Annotated in this window: 3 protein-coding genes; 2 read left to right on the forward strand and 1 reads right to left on the reverse strand. The window is 39.5% G+C overall.

Annotated elements, in window-relative coordinates:
• Positions 1 to 194 precede the first annotated feature (194 nt).
• Positions 195 to 1,328: a 7,8-didemethyl-8-hydroxy-5-deazariboflavin synthase subunit CofH gene (cofH, locus tag CK510_RS27030; protein WP_095724604.1), complete on the reverse strand. Its 1,134-nt coding sequence runs from the start codon at positions 1,326 to 1,328 to the stop codon at positions 195 to 197.
• 458 nt (positions 1,329 to 1,786) lie between these two features.
• Here cofH and CK510_RS27035 point away from each other — a divergent pair, with 458 nt between their 5' ends.
• Positions 1,787 to 3,028: a glycosyltransferase gene (locus tag CK510_RS27035; RefSeq protein ID WP_095724605.1), complete on the forward strand. Its 1,242-nt coding sequence runs from the start codon at positions 1,787 to 1,789 to the stop codon at positions 3,026 to 3,028.
• 65 nt (positions 3,029 to 3,093) lie between these two features.
• The coding region (locus tag CK510_RS27040; RefSeq protein ID WP_143289461.1) for a glycosyltransferase family 39 protein at positions 3,094 to 4,203 on the forward strand (1,110 nt) is incomplete at its 3' end.

Consider the following 4,203-nt stretch of genomic DNA (forward strand, 5'->3'; position numbering starts at 1 on the left):
ACCAAAATTCATCTTTGCTTTCTCCGACTCTTACTACGCAGATTAGCCTCCTCTTGAGATATCAAATGGGTTCTATATAAGAGGCTGGGATACCCAGCCCCTACGAATGATATGATTGATAATTATATGATTGGGGTATTTTATTTTCTGGAAGTCACCTTAGTCTTATTTTGAGAAGCGTTATATATAAAATCCTATAAAATCCTATACAATGTATCCCGTTGTTTGTATGGACGACTTAAAGATGCGATCGCACTTTCCAAATCTGCTACTTCCATACATGTGCCACCAATTGCCCCTGCCATCGTGGTAATATGCTCTTCCATCAAAGTTCCCCCAATATCGTTACAACCCCACTTTAAGGCTTCGGTAGCTCCCCCAAGTCCAAGTTTTACCCAACTTGGTTGATGGTTAATAATGTAATTTCCTAAATAAATTCGAGCTACTGCGGTGAGTAAAAGTGCTTCTTCTAACAATGGTTGGTCACGTCCAACTCGACGACGCAAGGGTTTTGGTGCTTCCTTGCCGACAAATGGTAGCAAAATGAACTCAGTGATTCGCGTTGGATAATTATTTGCGATCGCTCTTTGTTGCAGAAGTCGTAATTTTTCTAAATGTTCAATTTGCTGTTCGGGGGTTTCGATATGTCCCGATAACATGGTGCTGGTAGTAGTTAATCCCAGTTTATGTGCTGTCTCGACAATTTCTAACCAAGTATTTGTATCAATTTTTTCTGGACATAAAATTTTTCTTACGGAATCATTGAGAACTTCGGCAGCAGTTCCTGGCATGGAACCAACCCCGGCATTTCCCAGTGCTGTAATCACTTCGCTATAGGAAATCCCATCAAGTCTAGCAATAAACTGGATTTCTTGGGGTGAAAAAGCGTGAAGATGAAGCTGGGGAAATCCTTGTTTGATGGTTTCCACCAACTTCATGTAATAATTTAAGCTTCTGCCATCGATTTTGGCTTCTGGGTTCAATCCACCTTGCATACAGATTTCCGTCGCACCTCTTTTGACTGCATCGGTGGTTTTTTCGCGAATTTGTGCCCAATCTAACCAATAAGCATCGCGATCGCCTTCATCTCGACGAAAAGCACAGAAACTGCAATGTTGTTCGCAAATGTTAGTAAAGTTAATATTACGGTTAATGACATAAGTTACGGTATTTCCAACCTGTTGTTGACGCAACTTATCGGCAGTATTGCGAATTTCGGTGATAATATTTGGGTGAGATTGTTTTAGTAGCGTCACTCCCTCAGAGGGAGACAAATCGTAACCCATACAAGCACGATCAAGAATAGCATCCACAGTTGCAATAGCCACAGTTTATCCAAAGCGCAATCAACCCTTTCATTGTAAAGCTTGGTACATCAACGCGATCGCACAAATCAAAAACAATTCAGAATACAGGAGTCAGTAATCAGCAATCACGAATCAGAATAGAAATTTGAGACAGTATACGGCGATGTAAATATGCCTACAATTGAGAAACTGAATTTAGTCCTCTTAAGAGGACTTTCGCTATTAGACAGAGGTTTATAACCTCTGGCTGACTGGTTCTGATAGAACATTACCAGGGTATTTTTCATCATTCCCAAATCCACAAATAAAATTTGTATTCATTAAATCATCTCTCTACTGAATTTTAAAATTGACGTTGCGAAAAGCAATTATATAGATATAATTTTCAACTAATGCCCGAACCGCTTATAGAATAATCTTTCTTTTGCCTTGTTACTCTTGCCTTGTTTTACTCGTGCTGTTTCCTCAATAATTTTTGAATGAGTATCATCGAACCAAATTCACTCCTATCAGTGCCAACTGGTCCTTTACGGATTTCAAAATTTCCTCCTTCAATTACACTAGGACTCAGGAAACCCGTTCTTTTCTCCCTGATAATTCCTACGTACAAAGAGCGTGACAATATCAAAAATATTGTCGAGGTACTGAGCAAGTTACTCGATCGATCAATCCCTTTCGACTACGAACTGATTATTGTAGATGATGATAGTCCCGATCGCACTTGGGAAGTTGCCCAATCCCTCATCCCCCAATATCCCCAATTACGGGTAATGCGTCGTCGTGGGGAACGCGGATTGTCATCGGCAGTGGTTCGGGGTTGGCAAGCGGCAGAAGGAAGAATTTTAGGGGTTATTGATGGGGATTTACAGCATCCCCCACAGATTTTATTACAGTTACTACGTGCAGTCGAAGAAGGTGCTGATTTAGCTGTTGCCAGTCGTCATGTAGATGGTGGTGGTGTTAGTAGTTGGAGTTTTGTCAGACGATTTTTATCCCGTGGAGCGCAAATTTTGGGTTTGATTTTTTTACCCAATGTTTTAGGTAGGGTTTCCGATCCAATGAGCGGTTATTTTTTACTGAGAAGAGACTGCATTGTTGAAGAAAATCTCCATCCTGTGGGGTACAAAATCCTCTTGGAAGTGTTGGGAAGAGGAGATATTCATGAAATTTCCGAAGTAGGGTATGTGTTTAGCGAAAGAGCGGAAGGAGAAAGCAAGGTGACATGGAGCCATTATCTTGATTATCTCCGTCATTTGCTACGTTTACGCTTGACTACGGGACATTTAGGACGTTTTCGTCAAAAATTCAATTTTCCCCTTGCCAGGTTCTTACGCTTTGGTGCGGTTGGTTTTAGCGGGGTATTTGTGGACTTGGGGGTATTTCATATCCTCCGGCAAATTATTGGTTTGGGATTAACCCGCAGTACAATACTTTCGGCGGAAGTCGCTATTCTTAATAACTTCTTGTGGAATGATATTTGGACATTTCGGGATATTTCCCGTTGGCAAAAAGGTGGAAAAGCCAGATTAATGCGGTTTTTGAAATTTAACGTTATTTGTTTAACAGGGGTAATTCTACAAACACTGATTGTGAATTTCCTGTTTAACGTTTTGGGAATTAACCAGTATCTTGCCAAATTAATTGCGATCGCAGTTGTCGTTGTCTGGAACTTTTGGGTTAATCTTAAACTCAGTTGGCGTGTAACCGATGTAAATAAGTAGGGGAAAGAGGAAGGAAAAAGGGAAAAACTAGTTTATTCTCCCTGATTCTTGTTCTTAATATATGTATGCTGCCCAAAATCGCTAAGATTCAGGAAAAAGTTCAAGAATCAAAACATCGAGATTTACTATTATTACTATTATGGTTTGCGATCGCACTAATTTTACGTTCCATCAATCTTGGTAATAAACCACCTTGGACTGATGAATTTTCCACATTGGTTTTTAGCTTGGGTAATAGTTTCTTGGATGTACCCCTCGACCAATTTATCAGTATTGATGTATTATTAGAACCTTTAAAACCACGGGTAAATGCTAGTACCCAAGACGTATTTAAACATTTATTTACGGAAAGCAATCATCCACCAATTTATTTTATACTTACCCATTTATGGTTACGATTATTTCCAACTGATGGGGGATTAGTATCAGTTTGGGGAGCTAGATTTTTGGCTGTAATCTTTGGAGCAGCAACGGTTCCAGCGACTTACGCATTCAGTTGGTTAGTCATGCGATCGCGTTTAGTTAGTCACTTAGCTGCGATAATTATGGCAACCTCTCCCTATGCTATTTTTTTAGCACAGGAAGCTCGACATTACACATTAGCAATATTGTGGGTAATTGCCTCCCTAGCTTGTTTTGTCGTCGCTACAAAACACATCAACAATCGCACTCAATTACCCCTTAAAATTGTCCTAATTTGGGTTGTTATCAATGCTTTAGGAATCGCAACGCATTACTTTTTTGTTCTGACATTATTAGCTCAAGTTGCTGTATTAATTTATCTTTTTATTAGGGGATTAAAAAACAGAATAGGGGAAGAGAAAGAAGTAGATAGAGAAAATGAAACCTATCCCCCATTTTCCAATGCCCAATTCCCAATTCCCAATGCTCATTATCCTTGGTATCGCATCATTACAGCAGTAATCGCTACAGCCATATCTGGAGCAGTTTGGATTCCCGTATTTTTACAAAATAGCTATGGAGGGAAATTAACTGAATGGATACAAGGAGAACGTAGTGGTTTAGCTTGGTTGAACCCGATTTTTCAATCTTTAGCAGCTTGGATTACGATGATTTCTTTACTACCCGTAGAATCACCACAAATCCCGATTATAATTGCTTCTGGTGTAGTAATGTTAGCTTTCTTTATTTGGATAACACCAATATTATTACAT

The sequence above is a fragment of the Brunnivagina elsteri CCALA 953 genome, from assembly GCF_002289455.1.
In the GTDB taxonomy this organism is placed as follows: domain Bacteria; phylum Cyanobacteriota; class Cyanobacteriia; order Cyanobacteriales; family Nostocaceae; genus Brunnivagina; species Brunnivagina elsteri.